The sequence below is a fragment of the Labrys monachus genome (assembly GCF_030814655.1).
In the GTDB taxonomy this organism is placed as follows: domain Bacteria; phylum Pseudomonadota; class Alphaproteobacteria; order Rhizobiales; family Labraceae; genus Labrys; species Labrys monacha.
Genome location: NZ_JAUSVK010000001.1, coordinates 2,163,855 through 2,179,108, shown reverse-complemented (window position 1 = coordinate 2,179,108; position 15,254 = coordinate 2,163,855). Strand labels below are relative to the sequence as shown.

Annotated in this window: 14 protein-coding genes; 12 read left to right on the top strand and 2 right to left on the bottom strand. The window is 62.7% G+C overall.

Going from position 1 to position 15,254, the window contains the following annotated elements; all coding sequences use genetic code 11:
• Window position 1: 1 nt before the first annotated feature.
• From J3R73_RS09865 to J3R73_RS09845, 5 genes are all read left to right on the top strand, one after another.
• A complete protein-coding gene (locus J3R73_RS09865) occupies window positions 2-1,366 on the top strand; it encodes a hypothetical protein (RefSeq protein WP_307425721.1) in 1,365 nt (454 codons plus the stop codon).
• Between the two features lie 98 nt (window positions 1,367-1,464).
• Window positions 1,465-1,965: a hypothetical protein gene (locus J3R73_RS09860; RefSeq protein WP_307425718.1), complete on the top strand. Its 501-nt coding sequence runs from the start codon at window positions 1,465-1,467 to the stop codon at window positions 1,963-1,965.
• Window positions 1,966-2,617: 652 nt separating this feature from the next.
• A complete protein-coding gene (locus J3R73_RS09855; RefSeq protein ID WP_307425715.1) occupies window positions 2,618-3,679 on the top strand; it encodes a hypothetical protein in 1,062 nt (353 codons plus the stop codon).
• Between the two features lie 131 nt (window positions 3,680-3,810).
• Window positions 3,811-4,335 (top strand): hypothetical protein, encoded by a 525-nt coding sequence (locus tag J3R73_RS09850; protein ID WP_307425712.1) that lies wholly within the window; start codon window positions 3,811-3,813, stop codon window positions 4,333-4,335.
• Window positions 4,336-4,451: 116 nt separating this feature from the next.
• The gene (locus J3R73_RS09845; protein WP_307425709.1) at window positions 4,452-7,055 is read left to right on the top strand and encodes a hypothetical protein; all 2,604 of its coding nucleotides are present in this window, start codon (window positions 4,452-4,454) and stop codon (window positions 7,053-7,055) included.
• Between the two features lie 47 nt (window positions 7,056-7,102).
• Here J3R73_RS09845 and J3R73_RS09840 read toward each other — a convergent pair whose 3' ends face one another.
• A complete protein-coding gene (locus J3R73_RS09840; RefSeq protein WP_307425708.1) occupies window positions 7,103-7,981 on the bottom strand; it encodes a hypothetical protein in 879 nt (292 codons plus the stop codon).
• 205 nt (window positions 7,982-8,186) lie between these two features.
• Here J3R73_RS09840 and J3R73_RS09835 point away from each other — a divergent pair, with 205 nt between their 5' ends.
• The 5 genes from J3R73_RS09835 to J3R73_RS09815 all read left to right on the top strand — a co-directional run bounded on the left by J3R73_RS09835 (window position 8,187) and on the right by J3R73_RS09815 (window position 13,328).
• Complete coding sequence (locus J3R73_RS09835) at window positions 8,187-8,402, top strand: hypothetical protein (RefSeq protein WP_307425705.1); 216 nt, start codon at window positions 8,187-8,189, stop codon at window positions 8,400-8,402.
• Window positions 8,399-10,201, top strand: coding sequence for a portal protein (locus J3R73_RS09830; RefSeq protein WP_307425702.1), 1,803 nt, complete (start codon window positions 8,399-8,401; stop codon window positions 10,199-10,201). The genes J3R73_RS09835 and J3R73_RS09830 overlap by 4 nt, the downstream gene beginning before the upstream one ends.
• Before the next feature lie 95 nt (window positions 10,202-10,296).
• Window positions 10,297-11,301, top strand: coding sequence for a hypothetical protein (locus tag J3R73_RS09825; RefSeq protein ID WP_307425699.1), 1,005 nt, complete (start codon window positions 10,297-10,299; stop codon window positions 11,299-11,301).
• A gap of 228 nt (window positions 11,302-11,529) precedes the next feature.
• Window positions 11,530-12,051 carry a hypothetical protein gene (locus J3R73_RS09820; protein ID WP_307425696.1) on the top strand — a complete coding sequence of 174 codons (522 nt, stop codon included), beginning with the start codon at window positions 11,530-11,532 and terminating at the stop codon, window positions 12,049-12,051.
• Between the two features lie 239 nt (window positions 12,052-12,290).
• On the top strand, window positions 12,291-13,328 hold the full coding sequence (locus J3R73_RS09815) for a hypothetical protein (protein ID WP_307425693.1): 1,038 nt from the start codon (window positions 12,291-12,293) through the stop codon (window positions 13,326-13,328).
• A gap of 114 nt (window positions 13,329-13,442) precedes the next feature.
• Here the strand turns inward: J3R73_RS09815 and J3R73_RS09810 are convergent, their stop codons facing one another.
• A complete protein-coding gene (locus J3R73_RS09810) occupies window positions 13,443-13,895 on the bottom strand; it encodes a hypothetical protein (RefSeq protein WP_307425689.1) in 453 nt (150 codons plus the stop codon).
• 178 nt (window positions 13,896-14,073) lie between these two features.
• Between J3R73_RS09810 and J3R73_RS09805 the strand changes: the two genes are divergently transcribed.
• Together J3R73_RS09805 and J3R73_RS09800 are read left to right on the top strand one after the other, a co-directional pair.
• A complete protein-coding gene (locus J3R73_RS09805; protein ID WP_307425686.1) occupies window positions 14,074-14,415 on the top strand; it encodes a Bbp19 family protein in 342 nt (113 codons plus the stop codon).
• A gap of 134 nt (window positions 14,416-14,549) precedes the next feature.
• Window positions 14,550-15,224 carry a hypothetical protein gene (locus J3R73_RS09800; RefSeq protein ID WP_307425683.1) on the top strand — a complete coding sequence of 225 codons (675 nt, stop codon included), beginning with the start codon at window positions 14,550-14,552 and terminating at the stop codon, window positions 15,222-15,224.
• Window positions 15,225-15,254: the final 30 nt, after the last annotated feature.

Below are 15,254 nucleotides of genomic sequence, written 5' to 3'. Positions count from 1 at the left end.
CATGCCCGGTCCCGACGCGTCCGCTCCCTCGCTCCTTGCCGCCCTATCCCCGCCCATCAAGGCCACGGCATCGGAAGGCCTCGTCACCCTGCCCTATGCACCGCGCCCGGCCTTCCAGCCCTTCCACGCCCGCGGGCAGCGTTTCGCGGTGCTCGTCTGCCACCGGCGCGCCGGCAAGACGGTGGCGACGGTGAACGACCTCATCCGCCGTGCCGTCGAATGCAGCCGCCCGGCGCCGCGTTACGCCTATATCGCGCCGCTGTTCCGCCAGGCCAAGGACATCGCCTGGGACTATCTGAAGCGCTACACGGCGCCGATTCCCGGCCGCGTCGTCAACGAAAGCGAGTTGCGCGTCGACCTGCCGGGCGAGCGACGAATCCGCCTCTACGGCGCCGACAATCCCGACACCCTGCGCGGGCTCTATCTCGACGGCGTCGTCGTCGACGAGCCGGCGCAGATGAAGCCGGCGCTGTGGCAGGAGGTGCTGCGGCCGGCCCTTGCCGACCGCGGAGGCTTCGCCGTCTTCATCGGCACGCCCAAGGGCCGCAACTGGCTCTACGACCTCTACCGCCGCGCCGAAAAGGACGAGGCCTGGTACACGCTGACGCTGCCGGCCTCGCGCTCCGGCATCCTCAGGCCGGCCGAAATCGCGGCGCTGACGCAGGACATGGCGCCGGCCCTGGTCGCGCAGGAAATGGAATGCTCCTTCGAGGCGCCGGACCGCATGCAGTTCATTCCCCCGGCGCTGGTGACGGCAGCCGGCGAGCGCCCCGCCTCCCGCGGCGGCGCCCGGGTGATGGGCGTCGACGTCGCCCGTTTCGGCGACGACCGCAGCGTCATCCTCGTCCGCAACGACACGCTCGAGCATATGCGCGTGCTGCGCGGCATCGACACCATGCAGACGGCGGCGCTGGTGGCGGAAGAAGCCGAGATCTGGCGGCCGCAGGCGATCTTCGTCGACGGTGCCGGCGTCGGCGGTGGCGTGGTCGACCGGCTGCGGATGATGGGCCATGTCGTCTTCGACGTGCAGGCGGGCGGCAAGGCCAATGCCGGCGAGCGCTACGCCAACAAGCGCGCCGAAATGTGGGGGGTGATGCGCGACTGGCTGCGCGATCGCGGCGCCCTGCCCACCGGGATCGACCATCGCGACGAGCTCGCCGACGACCTCGTCGCCCCGCAATACAAATATGATGCCGGGGGACGCCTGCTGCTCGAAGCTAAGGACGACATGAAGGCGCGCGGCCTGCCCTCCCCCGATCTCGGCGACGCCCTCGCCCTCACCTTCGCCGAACCCGTCGCCTCGCCGGAACTGCGCCGCATCGCCTCCGAGGGCCCGGCCCAGGATTACGACCCGCTGGATTATTGAGCACGGGAGCGATGTCGCTTCTCCCCGTGGGAAGAAGGCAGCTGACCCGCTCATGCCTGCGCTTGCGGACGACACATCCACGCTCCCAGGAAATTCCCATGCCCGTCACCATCCTTCCCGCCACGCTGCGGGACATGACCTATGTTGCCGTCAACATGCGCGAGGCCGACCGCCGGGAGATCCGCGCCGTCTTTCCCGGCACCGACACGGCGATCGGCATCGCTTTGTTCGAGGCCTCGCCCGGCCTCGCCTGGACGGCCTGGACCGGCGGCTCGCCGGTGTGCGCCTTCGGCATATCGCGGCTTTTCCCCGGCCTCGGCAGCGGCTGGGCCTATGGTACGCGGGCGATGGCCGCCGCGATGAAGCCGGTGACGCGCTTCTGCCTGCGCGACGTCGCCCCCCGCCTGCGGCGCGACGGCTTTCGCCGCATCGAGGTGCGCAGCGCCATCGGCCACGACCTCTCCCACCGCTGGCTCGAATGCCTCGGCTTCCGGCAGGAGGGCATCGCCCGCGACTATGGCGCCGACGGGCTGGATTTCATGACCTATGCGGCGACACGAGAACGACGCCGCAGACGGCATGAGGATGTCTGCATCTGAATTCCAAATCGCCGACATGATCCCTGCTCTTCGAAGCACGGCAGTGCATACGTTGTCTCCTTTGCTGCGTATTTCCTTCTCGCCGTTTCCTTCGATTGCCGTTGTCGTGGCTCGTCTTCCGGGAGCGTCAATATATGGAGACTTCCCTTTGTCGATCGTCACGGGGGGATCGATTCTATTTGCATAGCGCCGCGCTTGTCTCTATTTTACTCTACCTCTATAATAGGATTGTCTTTACCATGAAAAGCGCTGCGCTTATTGGTCTTTTCCTTCTATTTATAGCTTTGAATTTTAGTTCATGCGGGATCCTCACTGTTAAATTATTCGACCTTGAGGGCATTCCCATCCCTCCAAACGGAAATAGGGGCGCTTATACATTAATAACAAATCGATCCAGCATGTCGTACCGCAATATACAGCTCGAATGTCACTTCAAACTCTCAGACAATATAATTGTCTCCAAAATTATAAATATCGAAGAATTACCATCTTTCGGAAGTATAGAAATACGCTCAACTCCGAGCGGAGACCCGCACGATCTGGTGGTAAATTGCAAAGAATCAGCTCCAATCAAAATAGGAATCGTCTTTGTAAATAGAACTATTCACTAAAATATAAAATTTATCGAGGCCTTACTTTCCTGGAGAGCAGAATGAGCGATTGGAAAATCGTATATTCAGAGCGTCCGCTGGGCGTGGCTGTACACGGCGTGATTTCGATCTTGGACGAATATGACCAAGTAGTCGAATCATTTGAAGGATTGGCTACCGATGCGAACGGCCATGTCAAACCGATTGGATCACAAAAACTCGGCGACACCATTCAAGGTCATTTTTATCCTGGCCGATCCGCAAATGCAGAATCACAACCAAAGATAGTCTATGTGGGTTCAAAACCAGCTATCGTGAGTGCGATGATTGCAATGGAGGATGCTACCGTTGCAATCAACCTAAAGAATATTCCCTATCAGCTGCCTTTGATCGATTCCGGCTTCAATGCACCGACCAACAGCAACTCCTATATTGCAACCATGTTTTCGGTGTTGGGACTTCGTGCGCCCACGCCCCTCTACGATACGGCCGCTGGACAGGTGGGGCGCGGTATGCTGTTGCTCAGTCCCGAAGAGATCGCCGGTTTCCATGCCGGCATCGGCGGGACGGTTGCAGCAGGGCAACAGGAGAGCCATGGCAACTCCTCCGCGGAACCTGTCCTCTCAGGTGCGATACCGCACCCACCTCCCCGTCCGAACTTGGAGATAGACAGAGCGAAGTCGCGCCGCAATGAAGAACAAGCAGGGACAGAATCTCCCGTGACGTTCACGGGTTGGTGGGGCCGCCAAAACAGTCGCTCTACCGGATCGCCATCAGATATCGTCGCGCTCCCTTCGGAGTTTGTCACGAGACAATCGCCGGCATCTGGAGACGGTGCAGATCGATACTTCTCCGCTTCCGGCGATCCAACAAACGGCTCAGGCCGTTTGCCCTCGCCCGGCGGCATGAACCACTCTCCGAATCCTAGTTATTTTCCGCAAAGCATCTCGGGATTTTCAGAACTCAAATTGGACGGCTTTAGAACCGATGACGATATTCAGGGAAATTTTCCGGACATAAACTATGTCAACGGTCTAAACTTTCATTCCTTGCTCGTGGCTCCCGTCGATATCGGAACCCAATCTCTTCCAAGTGGCAACGGAGTAGGAAACAAAAATCGGTGATTTTTACTTTAAATTATGGCACCTATATTTAAACATCGTTCGATGCCCGCTGTCTAAGTCAGCGCATGTCATGTCCTGGCTGTTTCTCCAGCCCTCCCTTGCGGAGGGCTTTTTTTCATTTGGAGTTTCTCATGTGTCCTCCCATCCTGATCGCCGCCACATCCCTGGCGGGCACAGCCTTGTCCGCCTATGGCTCGATCGCTGCCGGCAACGCACAGAAGGCTGCAGCTGACGCGCAGGCCGCCGCCGACAACCGGCAGGCAAGCATGGCCCTGCAGCAAGGCGAATACCAAGCCGACCGCAAGCAGGACGAGATCAACCGGACGATCGGCAGCCAAATCGCCTCGACCGCGGCTTCCGGCCTCGACCTCAGCGGCTCGCCTTCCGACGTGATCGCCTCAACCGCGAGCGAGGGTGCCCTCGACACCAGCGCCATGCGCTACGGCGCCAGGGTCCAGGCCGACAATCTCATCTATCAGGGCAAGCTCGCGCGGCAGGGAGGACAGGTCGCCGAGCAGGCCGGCGCGATCGGAGCGGCCGGCGGCCTCCTCGGCGGCCTCGGCAAGTTTGGCGACAATGGCGGCTTCACCCTCCTCGGCAGCGCCTTCGGCCTCAACGGGCAGGATGCCTTCCAGAAGGCATGGAAACTGCAATGACAGCCGGACCGCGGCGATGAGAGCCTCGGCCGCACCGTCCTGATTTCCTGCAGACGCCCCCCTCTGTCTTCCACCCCGGCCCGCCCTTCCGGCGGGCTTTTGTTTGGAGCGAAACCTTGCCCCGTTTTCCCGACTACGTGGCGCAGAACGGTCTCGACATCGGCCGGGCGCCGCAGATCCAGGCCCATGACGAGGCCGCGCAAGCCCTGCGCAAGCTCGGCCAGGACGTCGGCGATGTCGCCGACCGCTGGCTGGCGCGCCAGAAGGAACAGGCCGATTTCGACGATGAGATCAGCTATCAGCGCTACGGCCTCGCCCAGCGACAGGCGATGGCGGAAGCCCTGGCGGCAGCACCCCAATCGATGAGCAGCTTCCACGACAGCTTCATGGCCGCCCGCGACCAGGCCGACAAGGCTTTCCTGCAGACCGTCAACCCCGGCAACCGCGCGCGCTATGCAGGCCTGCTGAGCCTCGATCGCGATAAGGCTTCGATCGCCGCCGCCGAGGCCGAATATCGCGGCCGCGGCGCCTATGAAGCCGATCAATATGGCCGATCCGCCGCGCTGCTCGCCGACGAAGTCCGGCGGGATCCGTCCCGGGCGGGAGAAGCCCTGCGGGTGCTGCACGAACAGACCGGCAATCTCTCCAGCCTGCTGACGCCGCAGCGCCAGGCGCTGTGGGACGACAGCCGCCGCCAGATCGCGCTCGCCGATTGGGAGGGGCGCTATGGCGGCGACGATCCCTCCGACACGCGGCTGCGCGAGGCTCTCGCGGCGGTCGGCGTGTCCTCCTCGGGCGGAGCCGACCGTGCTTCCTTGACGCCGCTGAAGGCCGACGGCCCCGTCGATCCCGCCTTTCGGGTCCTCGACGAAGGGACACGCCTGCAACTCGCCAACCGCGCCCTCGCCCGGCAGCGGCAGGCACAGGTTTCGGCGCGGGCAACTCTCGCGCAGGCGCTGCAGGACGGTTCGGCCGTATTGCCCTATGAAGGCGTCTGGCCGGGCGAGCCGCCCGGCCGGGCACGGTTCGTCGCCGCCTATGGCCCCGACGAGGGCGCGCAACGGTACCAGGCCTTCGACGGCCTCCTGCGGGATGGGCCCCGGATTTCGGCGCTGCTGCGCCAGCCGGACGATGCCCAGGATGCGGCGCTTATCCGGACCGCCGACGCCACCGATGCGGAAAGCCGCCGATTCCACGGCAACGCCCTCGCCGCGATTGCCCGCTACCGGAGCGAGCGTGCCGCCGATCCGGTCGGCACGCTCGGCAAGCTCTATCCCGATTTCGGCCGGCAATGGGCCGCCCTGCAGGGGGCCGACCCCGCCACGCTGCGCCAAAGCCTGCCCGGCCTCGTCGACCAGACCGCCGCCCTGATGGACGCCGCCGGCGTGCCGCCGGGCGAGCGGCGCTATCTGCCGAACGGCATGGCCTCGACCATCGTCAGTAGCTTCAATGATCCGACAAGGTCGATTTCGGATCGTCTCAACGATGTGAGTAATACCCTGCTAGCCACTCGGCTTCCAACCCAGCAGCACGCGGTCTTCGATCAACTGGTCTCAACCGGCCTGCCTCCAATGATGAAATCGGTAGTCCCGGCGCTCGTTCGTGGAGATGACAACGCGACGAAAAGAATCGCCGAGGCAGTGCTCTTAAACCCCAACGGCGATATAAGCCCTGGAAATACCATTTCAGTTTCACTGTTGCTTGGGAATGCCAGCGATCCAAGCTATTCAAATGAAATCTCCTCCGTTAGCCGAGATCAGGTTGAGAATAATCGGAACGCGCTTCTCTACAGGCGTCTTGTGCAGAACAGTCTAGCCCGAAATGGCGGAGATCTAGACAACGCGGAAGCATTGGCATTATCCGACATCGGTGGGTATAGGCCAGCGGCTTCAACGAATGTGATCGCAGATGGAAAAACTAAAAATTCTTCCACCATTTTCAACGACACGGTACAGAAAAATTCGCTCGATCGGCCTATGCCCTCGGATAAAAATACGAAAATACGCGCAAAAAACCCTTCTCTAGAAGAATATATGAGAATATACATAGAAAAAAATCTTCCGTATATATTAGGTCTTCAGAAAATATCTAAACCTAATACCCTTGATCCGACGACACTCGCCTTTGAATCACGAAATTTGCCCGGCGCATTTGTTATGCCAGATGCGGGCGATCTCGCAAAAATGATGAGTCCAGAGCCGACGGGCTTTGATAAGTTTCAGTTGAGTAAGGCGGCCGTACTTAATGAGATACGTCGCGGCGCAATCGACACAGCTAACGAAATAGGAGTTGCACCGCTTGACCTCTTGACAGCAATGTATTTTGAAACGGCCGGAACCCTTAATCCTTGGAAAAAAGGCCCAACAACTAATCCTGGCGGGAGGCACATTGGCCTGATTCAATGGGGAGACGCTGAGCGAAACAAATACGGCATCACCAAGGATATGCTGCCCTATGATCAGGTCCGAGCAGTGGGAAGATTTCTACAGGACCGAGGTGTTATGCCGGGCATGGGTCTGCTTGACATTTACTCAGCAATCAATGCCGGTCACGTGGGTCTTTACAATCGAACTGATGCCGGCAACGGTGGCGCCGCGGGGACGGTTGCAGATAAAGTGGCGGGCATGGCTGATCACGCCAAAAAAGCGCAAGCTCTACTGAACAAGCCACATACGATTCCCCCACTCTATCCTCCGTTCACACCACCGGATGAAAACTAGGACCCAATCAATTCCGAACGATATCGCCGAACCGCCGAACAGAGAATTTATTGATGATAACCGTCGTCCGATAGCTGGAATACGATAGGCGGCTTGAAGCCAAAACGTCCTGAGTGCAGTTCCGTCGCAGGTACGTTCGCGGCACCGACTATCGGCCTCCCTTTTACGTCTAGTGGCCACGCCTGCTGCGGGCGGCAGGCGCGGCGGACGGTCGTCACGTCCGCATAGATCATGGTGAATTCGAGTGCGGGGGAAGAGTGTCTCCGAACAAGGTGAGAAAGCCTGAAATAGACGGACTTTCCCCTGGCATCGTCGCAGGTGAAGGTGTAAGCGCCCATATCCACCGAGCCAGCGACGAGAGCCCTCTTATCCAGCCGGAGATCGGATGTTTCGCTAAGCAGCCGTCCGTCGCGCACCCCAAAGGAGACCAGCCAACTCACGGCACTGCCGGTGCTTCGATAATAGGAAAGGCAATAAAGTCGCTCGTCTTTCGCGCTGCGCTTTAACACAGCGCAATGCTTTGCGAGCGCTTCACCGTCGTCGTCACTGGCTCTTTTGCCAGGCCAATAGCCGAGGAAATGCAGCGATCCGCCCTTGTCGCGCCTCGCCAGCAGGGATCCCCCGCCGAGATCAGGATGACCGGCGCAGTCGGTCCGATACGGCGCTACAATATAGTGTTTGTTCTCCGCCATTATCGGATAACTCCGCTCAATGGAAACAAAGCATCTCGTGCCCTCCTCGGGAAAATCGGCCTGGACATCGCGGGGAAAATTGATGGCTTCGAGGCAAGTGGCTCCCTTCGTATCTTGTGGCTTGCAGATCAGCCTGATCAACGCAGACTCATCCGAAGTAGGAAAATCATTCGATGCCGATGCCGTCGCCGTCGCGCAAATCACCGCGATAAAACCCACAACAAACCGCTTCACTCTCCCACTCCAGCTAATTCCACGCATCCAATCTAGAATGACACAGAAAAGAACAAAACAAAAACAAAATTTGACACCGGATCTTCGTCATGCTAACCTCAAAATCATGGATCTCGACGCCTCCGGCTCGATCCCGCTTCCCACCGCCCCCCTGTCCAGCCCTCCCTTTCGGAGGGCTTTTGCTTTTACAGCCCTGGAGTTTCCCATGTGCTTTTCCACGCCCAAGCCGCCGCCCCTTCCGCCGCTGCCCCTGCCGGCCAACCGCGCCGATGACGCCAACCAGGCCGCGGTCAACAACACGCTCCGGCGGGTGCGCAGCCAGAACGGCAATATGCAGACCCAGCTCACCGGGGGCCTCGGCGATTCCGGCTTCGGCCAGAACGTCAACCGCGTCACGCTGCTCGGACAGGCCGGCTCATGAACGAGGAACGCTCCATCCTCGACTCAACGGCGCTGTGCGGCGACGTCGTCGCCCGCATGGAGGCACTCGCCAATGATCGCGTGCAGTGGGAGAAGGTGTGGGCCGATATCGCCGACTACTGCCTGCCCGACCACGCGCGCTTCGTCCCCGGCGCCTCGTCGAGCGCGGCGACGCGCTACGATCTCATGGCCCAGGGGCCGGCCTCGGTCGATCGCGGCCGGGTCCGCTTCGACGACACCGCCCTCCGGGCTGTCGACCGGCTCGCTTCCGGCATGGAAAGCCTCGTCACCCCGCAGTCGGAAAAATGGCACGGCCTCGCCGTCACCGATCCGCTCGCGCCCGAACCCACCGACGAGGAAGCCGAATATTTCGAGACCTATCGCGACTACATGTTCGCGGTGCGCTACAATTCCCGTTCGGGCTTCATCGGTGCCCACCAGAAGGCGCTGCGCTCGGCGATCGCTCTGGGCACCGGCGTCGTTTTCGTCGAGGAATCGCTCGGCAGGGAAGCCCATGCCGTGCCGGCGCTCTACCGCTACCTGCCGCTGAGCGAATGCTACCTCGCCGTCGATGCGCAGGGCGAGCCCGACACGCTCTACCGCAAGTTCACCATGTCGGCCCGGCAGATGCGCCAGCGCTTCGGCGAGGAGGCGCTGGCCGACAATGTGCTGCGCGCCTCGGAGAGCGCGACGGAGAAGGATCGGCTCTTCACCGTGATCCACGCCGTGCAGCCGCGAAAGGACGTCGACTGCGAGGCAGGCGGCGCCGCGCGGAAGGCACCCTTCGCCTCCTTCTATGTCGACCGCGACAACAACCGGATGCTGGGGGAAGGCGGCTTCTACGAATTCCCCTTCGTCGTCTATTACTGGGCGCCGGTGGAGACCATGCCCTATGCGCAATCGCCCGTGATGATGGCGCTCGCCGACATCAAGGGGCTCAATGCCATCCGCAAGACCACGCTGCGCGGCCTGCAGCAATATCTCGATCCGCCGATGGCGATCGCCCATGACGGGGTGATGAACCGGCCGAACCTCAACCCGCGTGCCATCAACTACAACGCCATCGATTCCAACGGCCGCATGAAGATCCAGCCGATCCTCACCCAGCAGCGGCCGGACTTCGCCCAGCAGATGATCGACGCCGAACGGCAGGGCGTCAATGACAGCCTCTACGTCACTTTGTTCCAGATCCTCTTGCGCAACCCCAACATGACCGCGACCGAGGCGATGATCCGCGCCAACGAGAAGGGGGAACTGCTCGGCCCCGCCGGCGGCAAGATCCAGCAGGCGATGGCGCGCGAGGTCGAACGGCTGGCGGGCATTCTCGAGCGCAAGGGCGCGATGCGAGAGGGCTCCCCGCTCGCGCCGCCCGCCAGCCTCGCGGGCCGAGATTTCGGGGCGCGCTTCACCTCGCCGCTCGACCGCCTCCGGCGCAGCGCCGAGGGGCTCGGCATCCAGCGCACCCTGCAGACCATCATGCCGCTGATGGAGGCCGACCCGAGCGTGATCGACAATTTCGACCTCGACGAGATCGCCCGCCTCACCTGCGAGATCGAAGGCGCACCGCACCGCATCCTCAAGCGCATCGACGAACGCGACGCCGCCCGCCAGCAGCGCCAGCAGATGACGGCCCTGCAGCAGGGCCTCGCCATGGCGAAGACGGGCGGCGAAGCGGCGAAGAACCTCGTGCCGGCGCTGGGACAGGCGGCAACGATGGCGCAGGGCGGCAGCCCGACGAATGGCGCCCCCGGAAGCGGCGGGCCGGCGACGGGCGGAAAGCCCGGCAAGGCACCGACTTAAGTCCCGGCGACGCCGGCAATCTCTACCGAGCCGTCTCCTCACCTCTCACCGTCCCAGCCCGCCCTCACCGGCGGGCTTTTTGTTTGGAGCAAGCCTTGCCCCGTTTTCCCGACTATGTGGCGCAGGAGGGCCTTGCCGTGCCCTCCGCGCCGCAGATCCAGGCCAACACCGCTGTCGGCAAATCCCTCACCAGCCTCGGCAATACCCTGCAGGAGGCCGGCCAGCGCCTCGCCGAGCGCCAGCGACAGCAGACCGACTTCGACGATCAGATCGCCTATCAGCGCTACACTCTCGGCCAGGACCAGGCCCTGCAGCAGGCCCAGGCCGGCATGGCGCCGCAGGCGACCGGCTTCCATGACGCCATCATGGGCGGCCGCGCCCAGGCGGACGGCGGTTTCCTCCAGACCGTCTCGCCCGCCAACCGCGACCGCTATGCCGGTCTGCTCGCCCTCGACCGCGACCCCGCACCTCCTTCGCCGCCGCCCGCATGGAGTTCGCGAGGCGGGGCACCTATGAGCAGGCCGCCTTCGGCCAGTCGGCCTCGGACATGGCCGACCAGGTGCGCGCCAGTCCCAACCTGCTTGTCTTCCGCGCTCAACGCGCTGAAGGCGCAGCAGGCCAGCCAGTCGAGCGTGCTGCCGGCCGCGCGCGAGGCGCAGTGGACGGCGACGAAGCAGGCCCTGCAGACCGCCGGCTGGCACGGCCGCTATGGCGACGACCCCTCCGGCCAGGGCCTCGCCGCGCTCGGCGTCAAGCTCTCGCCCGAGGACCAGACTGTCCTGCCGCTGCTGATGGACGAAGGCCCGGTCGATCCCAGCGTCGACGCCCTCCCCCCGGCACAGCGCCAGCAACTCGCGCTGCAATGGCAGACGAACCAGACGCAGAAGCAGGCCGCCGCCAGGGCCGATCTCGCCGGCCTGCAGCAGCGCCTCGACGACATGATGCTGACCGGCATGCTCGACGGCCCGCCGCCGGACCGGCAGACCTTCGTCACCGCCTATGGCCCGGACGAGGGCGCCCGGCGCTTCGACGAGGCCGGCGCCTTCCTGAAGGACGCGCCGGCGATCACCGCCCTGCTGCACCAGCCGGACGGCGCCTAGGACGCCGCGCTTCGCCAATACGACGCCACCACCGATCCTGACGGGCAGCGCTTCCTCAACAACGCCACGGCCGCCGTCGCCCGTTACAGGGCGGAGCGCGCCAACGATCCGGTCGGCACGCTTGGCAAGCTCTATCCCGGCCTCGCCCAGGGCTGGGCCGCCCTCGACAACGCCGATCCCACCACGCTCCGGCAAGCGCTGCCCGGTCTCGTCGGCCAGACCGCCGCATTGATGGACGCCGCCGGCGTGCCGGTGAGCCAGCAGCGCTATCTTTCTACCGCGCTGGTAAACAATCTCGCGAGCAGCATCCACAATTCCGACAGGACACTCGCTGAACGAATGGCGCCGCTCGAAGCGGTGTTCGCCGCCGTCAAGAAACCGGATCTGCAACGAGCCATCTTCTCCCAGTGCGTCAAGGCCGGTCTTCCGCCGCTGCTGCAGCCCATGGCGGTCGCGCTCGCGCAAGGGGATAGAGGGGTCGCTGGCCGCCTTGCCGAGGCGGTGCTCGTAGACCCTCCAGGTAGCGCCGGTGGCTCTTCCGATCAGCCGCCCCATCCCGACCTCCTCGCCGGTCCCGTCCAGATCGGCGACGGCCTCGACCGGGCTCGCCGCACCGGCCTGCTGTTCACCCGCCTAATCCAGCACGGCCTCGCCCGCAACGGCGGCGACCTCGACGCCGCCGTTGTACAGACTCGGTCGGATCTCTTCGGCAACCGGCCGATCCTGCCGGGCGACATCGTATTGCCGTAGCAACGGTTGCTCCGGCCGGTGTTCATTTGTGACAGGACAGGATCCATACTGGCGAAATGCGGGGAAACTCTCTCCGAAGGGCTTCCGCCAGATCGCTGGATTTCAATTCCGTATCCGTATCCTTCTCGATGCCAGCCTCCGTGCGATCAACAGCGCTTTCCATTTCTTCGATCTCGCCAGCGAAACAAAGTCCGGAGTATCAGCGGGCTTTAGCCATTGCGGAAGGAGTCCTGTCAGGATTGATACCGGACCCGACGGGAGGAGCAACAGACTATTGGGCGATCGGATCGCAAAATAACTCCGATGCCAGCAAAGGGACCAAGGCCAGAATTCAGGGTGTGCTTGCCACTGGAAAGACTTTGCAGATCGGGAAACATCTTTTCAATCAAAAGCCGGAATCTCTCGTCAATCGGCCCCCGGCAAACTTCCAGACGCTTCTCGCCGGCTCGCAGAGCGCCGATCAGATCGACCGCCTGAGAGATCTTCAGCGCGCCAGCCTCGCCTCTTCTCCCGAAATCGAGGCGAAAGCGGCGGCCCTGCCGGGCGACCCTGCCGAGAACAAGGCTCGCCTGATCGACCAGGCCGAAACGCTTTCCGAACAGGCGCCCGATGAAGGTTCGCCCCAGGCGGCGCCCGTCGACGCGAAACTTTCCACGGCGTGGGCCATCGCGGCGACGGGTATGGGCAGGATGTCCATGACGGACGCGCTCGCCTTCCTGAGGGGACAGATCATCCAGGAGCAATTGCAGTCTCCCGGCTTGAGCGAAGAAGAAGCCGTGCAGCGCATCGGCCGGCAATATGGCGTCATGGACCTCCCGCTCAGTGATGCCAGAATACGGAAGTATAATAGTAAAGCAGTAGGGCTCCCAAACGATCCGGAGGATTGGGCAGATCCCAGGAAAATTTCGGGCGCGATCAATGCTGCAAATCCACCGCCGTCCTTCGCATTTCCATCCTACGTCAACGGACGCAGCTTCCATTCGGATGCTCAAGACCTGTCAGACCGGATCGACGCTTGGGGTCTTTCGTCACACCCGCCGGCATCCCTCAATTTTGAGGAACCAGCGACAAACACTTCGCCCCAGCCTCTCCCGGATGCCGGCTCGCAGGAGCAGCCTCCAGACACGAACATCGTCCCGGAGAACACGGGAGCACCTCAACCTCGAGAGGCACCTCCCTTCACGCCGCCCGTCCTGCCCGACAGTATGGGCATGCAGAGGCCCTTCGGCATTTTCCAGAACCTGCCGACATCGCGCGACACCGGCAATGGAGACTGACCCGTCCCCCCCGACCGCGTTTCCGACGCCCGATCAGAGACGAACGGCATCTCCATGTTCATTGACCTGACCTGCGCATCTTCTACCGCAATCCACGATCCTCATCGTCCTTCCTCACTTGTGGCAGGACGGGAGCCATACTGGTGAAACACGAGGATACTTTTGGCGAAGGGCTTTCGCCAGATCGTTGGATTTCCATTTCGCATCGGTGTCCGCGTCGATGACCGCCAGATCCCCATCCTCGAAGACGCTGTCCGCGAGATCGTCGGCGAATTTGGGGTCTCTCCCCAACACCCAGCCAGTCATATCAAGCCAAGCATATTTCAAATCTGTAGAAGAGAATCCGTAGTCGAACCACGAATGTTCCTTGCCACTGACATACAGCGTCGCTCCCCACCCGCCGTCCAGGGACTTTCCCTTGAATGTCTTGTTGCCGAATTTCAATTCAAGGCGCCGATCTCCCGTATTGCGCATATATTGCCGGCCCTCCGGACATTTCGCAATTGCCAGCGAGGGCAGAAGAGAGAGCGCCACGGCGCCCGCGAGCAATGCCACGTTTCTGAACATTTTACTCCCCGTCGGGGCCGCTCTCGGGCCACGGAAACCTTTATCACTACCCTTGAACAAATCAAGAACAAACCTTGCCTTTGGTCGCATCATGTGCTATAAGGAAAGAATCATGGGATGCGCCGCGCGAATGGCAGTTTTGGCCTGATTCCCTTCAATTTCCTTCCCGAAATTCCTCATGGAGGCGGCCCTGCGCTGGTTTCCGCTTGCCCGGCATCTCGCCGGGCACCCCGCCCGTTCGGCCGAGGCCGAATTGCGGCTGGCCCTCGCCTATCGCAACGTCTTCAATCCGCAGAATGCGGACGTGCAGATCGTGCTGTCCGACCTCGCCGACTTCACCGGTTTCTACCGGGTCAACGGCGCGGGCATCCCGCCCGACGACCGGGCGTTTTCGGACGGCATGCGGGCCGCCTTCGGGCGGCTCTTTCGTTTTCTCAACCTGACTGACGAGGAAAAGGCCGCGCTGGTGGAAGCCGCGCGCAGCGAGACGCTCGTCAGCGCAACACAGGGTCTTCTGTGATGACAGATTTCGCCGGCACCGGGTCCGATTTGTCGGGCAACCCTGCGGGCTCCCCCGCGCCTTCCTCCTCCGGGTCCGGAGCGGAGAACGCGGGCGGCCTCCTCAGCGGTCTTCGCGAAGAAGGCAACCGCCGGGTGGCCGAAGCAAAGGGCTGGAAGGACGCCGATACCGCCATCAAGTCCTATACCGAACTCGAAAAAAGACTGACCGAAGTTTCCAGCCGGGCCGTGGCGCCGCCGCCCGAGGATGCACCCCGCGAGCAGTGGGACGCCTTCTACGCGCGGATCGGCCGCCCGCAGCAGGCCGATGGGTACGAGTTCAAGCTGCCCGACGGCCTGCCCGAGACGATGCCCTATGACGGCGAAAGCGCGGCCCGCTACAAGCAATGGTCCCACGAGGCGGGCCTCTCGCCGCGCCAGGCCCAGACGCTGCACGACGCCTTCGTGCGCGACCAGGCGCAGCGCTATGCCGACCACGCCGCCACTCTCGTCCGGCGCGGAGAGCGCGCGCATGGCGAGCTTATCCGGGCCTGGGGCGATACGAAGTCGGCGGCCTACGCCCAGAATGTCGGCTTCGCCAACCGCTTCATCGAGCGCAATGGCGGCGACGCGCTGCTGCGCGAGTTGAAGGAAAGCGGCCTGCTCTCGACGGAAGGCGCCGTGCTCTCGCCGGGCCTTGCCAAGGCCTTCGCCCGCGCCGGGCGCACGCTCTATGCCGAAGACCAGTTCGCAACGGGCAACGCGGCGTCGCGCGCGGCGGACCCGGCCCGCACCCTCTATCCCAACGATCCCTTCGCCTCGCGAAGGTAACCGGCGGAGCCGATCGCCCCGCCTTCTCCT

Bases quoted from the DNA above. Each gene is read 5' to 3' on its own strand.
- J3R73_RS09860 (WP_307425718.1), top strand. From the start codon at position 1,465: ATGCCCGTCACCATCCTTCCCGCCACGCTGCGGGACATGACCTATGTT.
- J3R73_RS09830 (WP_307425702.1), top strand. From the start codon at position 8,399: ATGAACGAGGAACGCTCCATCCTCGACTCAACGGCGCTGTGCGGCGAC.
- J3R73_RS09855 (WP_307425715.1), top strand. From the start codon at position 2,618: ATGAGCGATTGGAAAATCGTATATTCAGAGCGTCCGCTGGGCGTGGCT.
- J3R73_RS09805 (WP_307425686.1), top strand. From the start codon at position 14,074: ATGGAGGCGGCCCTGCGCTGGTTTCCGCTTGCCCGGCATCTCGCCGGG.
- J3R73_RS09865 (WP_307425721.1), top strand. From the start codon at position 2: ATGCCCGGTCCCGACGCGTCCGCTCCCTCGCTCCTTGCCGCCCTATCC.
- J3R73_RS09810 (WP_307425689.1), bottom strand. From the start codon at position 13,895: ATGTTCAGAAACGTGGCATTGCTCGCGGGCGCCGTGGCGCTCTCTCTT.
- J3R73_RS09835 (WP_307425705.1), top strand. From the start codon at position 8,187: ATGTGCTTTTCCACGCCCAAGCCGCCGCCCCTTCCGCCGCTGCCCCTG.
- J3R73_RS09850 (WP_307425712.1), top strand. From the start codon at position 3,811: ATGTGTCCTCCCATCCTGATCGCCGCCACATCCCTGGCGGGCACAGCC.